Here is a 4,271-nt window from a genome sequence, read left to right as displayed (position 1 = left end):
GCAAGGGGGCCAGCCCCCTTGACCCCTTCTTACCTTGTTGACATTGGGTTGATTATACACAACATTTCACTGAACTATTACCAGGATACAAATTTTTCAATCCGGCGGAAACGGTCAATTGAACTCCGCAACGTAATTCAACGCCTTTACCACGGGCAGGTCTTCATGGAACTCTATGATGTTTATGCAGTTGAAGTCCTGTTCGATGCGAAAGAGGTTCTCCAGCGGTACTCCTAGTAAGGTTGCCAGTATGACCCTGTTGACCCCGCCGTGGGCGACTATGACAATGGCCTCGTTTTTGTGTCCGGCAATGATGTCGTAGAAGACCGGCATCACACGGGCACTTACATCGAGGGTGCTTTCTCCGTCGATGGGACTAAAGGCGAGGGGGTTTTTTGCCCAAAGGTCAAACTCCTGCGGGTAGGTCTGGCTGACCTCGTCAAAGGTCATCCCCTCCCACCTGCCGAAGTGTCGCTCCCTCAACCCCTCAACCTTGATGGGGCTGAGGTTGAAGGGTTTGCCTATCATCTCTGCGCTCTCTATGGTGCGTGAGAGGTCGGAGCAGTAGAGGCCTTGTATGCCGGTTGAGGCGTGCCCCTTTATTGCGGCGGGACACTCCCGCTTTTTTATGTACCGTGCAGAACGCGCTGCCTGCTTTATCCCCTCATCGGAGAGCGGGACATCGGTGTGCCCTTTGTAGCGTCTTTCGTTGTCGCCAATGGTTTTGCCATGACGCAATAAGTACACGGTGGTTGTCATTGCCGGTTTACAGTCCTCCTGTATCCATCATGTGTTATTCGATCACCCAGTCGGAGCCAACCGTGGTCACCTTGCCACCACCTGTTATCGTTGAACCATCCATGAGCGTGATATACACCATCCCGGAACTATGACGCCAGAGAATGTCTCCTCTGCTATCACCGTTGTAATTGTCCCCCAGTGAAAACAAGATATCCCAGTCGGAACCAACCGTGGTTACCTTGCCACCGCCTGCTATTGTTGAACCATTCATCAGCGTAACATAGACCATGCCGGAGTTATGGAGCCAGAGGATATCACTCTTGCCATCGCCGTCAAAATCGTTGCCCCCTACAATATCCCAGTCGGAGCCAACCGTGGTGACCGCACCGCCAGACGTTATCGTTGAACCATCCATAAGCGTGACGTAGACCATGCCGGAGCTATGGCGCCAGAGAATGTCGCTCCTACCATCGCCGTTGAAATCACCGACGGTTACAATCAACCAGTCGGAGCTAACCGTGGTCACCTTGCCACCACCTGTTATCGTTGAACCATTCATAAGCGTGACGTAGACCATGCCGGAGCTATGACGCCAGAGGATGTCGCCTTTGCCATCACCGTTGAAATCACCGACCCCTGCGATCTCCCAATCGGAGCCAACCGTGGTAACCGACCCGCCGGACGTTATTGTTGCACCATCCATAAGTGTGATGTAGACAACACCGGAGCTATGGCGCCAGAGGATGTCGCTCTTGCCATCACTGTTGAAATCACCGACGGATTCTATCACCCAGTCAGAGCCAACCGTGGTCACCTTGCCACCGCCTGTTATTGTTGAGCCATCCATAAGCGTGATGTAGACCATACCAGAGCTGTGACGCCAGAGGATGTCGCTCTTGCCATCAGCATCGAAGTCGTAATTAACGTGTTTGCCTCCCGGAGTCGGGGTTGGTGTCGGCGTTGGCGTCGAGGTAGGTGTAGGTGTTGACGTGGGTGTCGGAGTTGAGGTTGGAGTCGGTGTCGAGGTTGGAGTCGGTGTCGGAGTTGAGGTTGGAGTCGGTGTCGGAGTCGAGGTTGGAGTTGGGGTTGGTGTTGAAGAGACCAGGGACTGCACTGCCGCATTGAGCTGTATACGTGGTTTGGTTACATTGTTGCGAGTATCGGTGACAGAGACCCCGGTGGCTATCAGGGCGTTGAGGACCTCTGTAACCGTGGCGGAGGGCTTTGCCTGTCTGATAACCGCCCACGCCCCAGCCACGTGCGGGGTCGCCATTGAGGTGCCATTCCACGTGGCATAACTACCACCAGGTATGGAAGAGTTTATAGACGACCCAGGGGCAAGTAAGCTAAGAAAATTCACGCTGTTGGAGAAGTCCGAGACCTGGTCTGAGCTGGTCGTCGAACCAACGCTTATTGCGGTAGAGATACAGGCCGGAGCACCCATGCTGTCGGTGTAACTCTTATTGCCGGAGGCTATGACTGTGGCAATCCCCACGGAACGAAGATTGTCAACGGTTGCCTTATAAGAAGCCCTTTCGGTATCACAATTACTATAATACTGTCCGCCCCCCAAACTCAAATTCGCGGCAGCTATTTTGTATGTGTCTTTTAATTCAAACACCCTCTCAAGACCCTTTGCCTGATCCGAGGAATAAGTCTTTACACAAGCAGCCAGCCCGTCGCATTCAGTGGTGTCGTCAAATCGTGAAAACACCTGGATGGCAATTATCGATGCCTGATTGGCAACGCCTGACACAGAACCGGTGTTTCGACCTGCCACCATACCCGCTACATGTGTACCGTGGGCACACTTCTCAGTGGGACAGTTACCGGCGTATGGCATTGCCGAACCGGCTGATGTAGAATCTGTTACACCACCTGGGCATACGGATGAGGCAGAACCAGCCGAATAATTGCTTGAATAGCAGGCCTCCGATACCACGGCCCCCGTCAGAAAGGGATGGGTCTTATCCACGCCCGTATCGAGTACAGCCACCGTGTAACCGGAGCCGTCATACCCCATTGACCAGGTGTCAGGGGCACCTATCTTGGTCATATTCCAGCTCATCGCACTGTGCGACATCGTGATGTCCTCTTCCACCTTATCCACCTCGGGCAGCGCAAGGACGGCATCCAGGGCGGCCTTGTCCACCGTCATGGATATATAGGGGATGAACTTGTACTTGTAGGAGCTGATGACGTTATGTCCGGATAATTTTCCCAACACCGTCTCCTGCGCCTGAGCGATCACACTCCTCTGCGATGCGGCATCGGACTTGGACAACTCACCAATTGGCCGCACTGCCACGTTGACCTTGACGATGACCCGTACAGACCCGGTCCTCTGTGCCTTAGAGGCCAGGTTGTCATACCCCCCAGGGGTTGATACCTTGCTTGCCGGCAGGGGCGCTTCTGCGGCAAACCCCAAATCCACCGTTGCTGACACAAACAACAACGTAACGGCCATCACAACGAGCAACAGACCCAACCGACTAACTCTTAGATATCTTTTGCTATCTTTCTCCATTTTTTTAGCTCCTTTTAACTATTCATGTTGTTGGCTTCCTACTATCCTCTTGATCACCTTAATCCGATGCAACAATTACATAAAAACGATTCCTCCTTTCTGTCTCTGTTTATTTGGGCATCACCATGGCAAAGGCTTCGGCATATTTCTTTGCGGTTTTTTCATAAGCCACCATGTCTCTATCAAAACCGGTCACTACCAATTTAATTTGCAAGGCGAAAACTCTCTCCATATACATCATAATAACAACTTCCTCTTTATCGTCATCCTTGAACATTTCGAGGTCATCCGTAAATGATACGATTTTATCGCAATAATTTCCGGCCTTACGTTTGTACTCATTGACCTTGTTGTTGTCTTTGTTTTTGGATGCCTCAAGCAACCCCCTGTAGGATTTAAGCATACCGTCAGCCAAATCAGCAAATTGAGATTTGCCGGCCTTTCGGAGTTCCTCGGCATTTAAAGTACCAAACTCCAATTGACTCCTGCCGGATATGCTGGAACCAGAAAGCATCTCAAACGGGTCTTTCCCACTTAAGTCAAAGACGTTTATGTCGTACATGGCAAGCATATAGCCGTAGAACAAGGTTTCAAAGTCATCACTCCTTAGGAGTTCCATTGGAACAGACTCAGCAATGCCTATAGGTTTACCGGCATTGGCAAGGACCACCATAACCCAGAAGCCACATGACAGACGCATAGTGTCATCCTTGATGGCCTTACTCTTGTCCATTGCCTTGAGGACATTAGCCATGGCATTATCGAGGTTGTTATTTAACATCTCTTGTCGTGACTGCCTTAACAGGTCAACGATCTCTGCCCGTTGCCCCTTATAGAACCGCTCCTGACCATCACCACCCTCACTGCGCACAGGCTCAGAGACGCATGACACACACAGAAACACCACCAACATCAATAAACCTGCAAGGCTCATTACCGACTTTGGAAACATTACTCTCATTACGGTTACCCTCCTTGAATCTATTTAGGCATAACGCTAGCC

3 protein-coding genes are annotated in these 4,271 nt (G+C 51.3%); all 3 read right to left on the bottom strand.

Features of this window, described 5'->3' with window-relative positions:
• Window positions 1-114 precede the first annotated feature (114 nt).
• Complete coding sequence (locus HWQ67_RS13660) at window positions 115-759, bottom strand: histidine phosphatase family protein (RefSeq protein WP_218253244.1); 645 nt, start codon at window positions 757-759, stop codon at window positions 115-117.
• Window positions 760-793: 34 nt separating this feature from the next.
• Window positions 794-3,268: a S8 family serine peptidase gene (locus HWQ67_RS13655; protein ID WP_218253243.1), complete on the bottom strand. Its 2,475-nt coding sequence runs from the start codon at window positions 3,266-3,268 to the stop codon at window positions 794-796.
• Window positions 3,269-3,377: 109 nt separating this feature from the next.
• Window positions 3,378-4,229 (bottom strand): hypothetical protein, encoded by an 852-nt coding sequence (locus HWQ67_RS13650; protein WP_218253242.1) that lies wholly within the window; start codon window positions 4,227-4,229, stop codon window positions 3,378-3,380.
• Between the last annotated feature and the right edge of the window lie 42 nt (window positions 4,230-4,271).

The organism is Candidatus Magnetobacterium casense, assembly GCF_019173545.1.
Classification (GTDB): Bacteria; Nitrospirota; Thermodesulfovibrionia; order Thermodesulfovibrionales; family Magnetobacteriaceae; genus Magnetobacterium; species Magnetobacterium cryptolimnobacter.
Note: the sequence above shows the minus strand (reverse complement) of the source record. Positions and strands in the feature narration are given on the sequence as shown.

Excerpts from the sequence above, each read along its gene's own strand:
- HWQ67_RS13660 (WP_218253244.1), bottom strand. The coding sequence starts at position 759 with ATGACAACCACCGTGTACTTATTGCGTCATGGCAAAACCATTGGCGAC.
- HWQ67_RS13650 (WP_218253242.1), bottom strand. The coding sequence starts at position 4,229 with ATGAGAGTAATGTTTCCAAAGTCGGTAATGAGCCTTGCAGGTTTATTG.
- HWQ67_RS13655 (WP_218253243.1), bottom strand. The coding sequence starts at position 3,268 with ATGGAGAAAGATAGCAAAAGATATCTAAGAGTTAGTCGGTTGGGTCTG.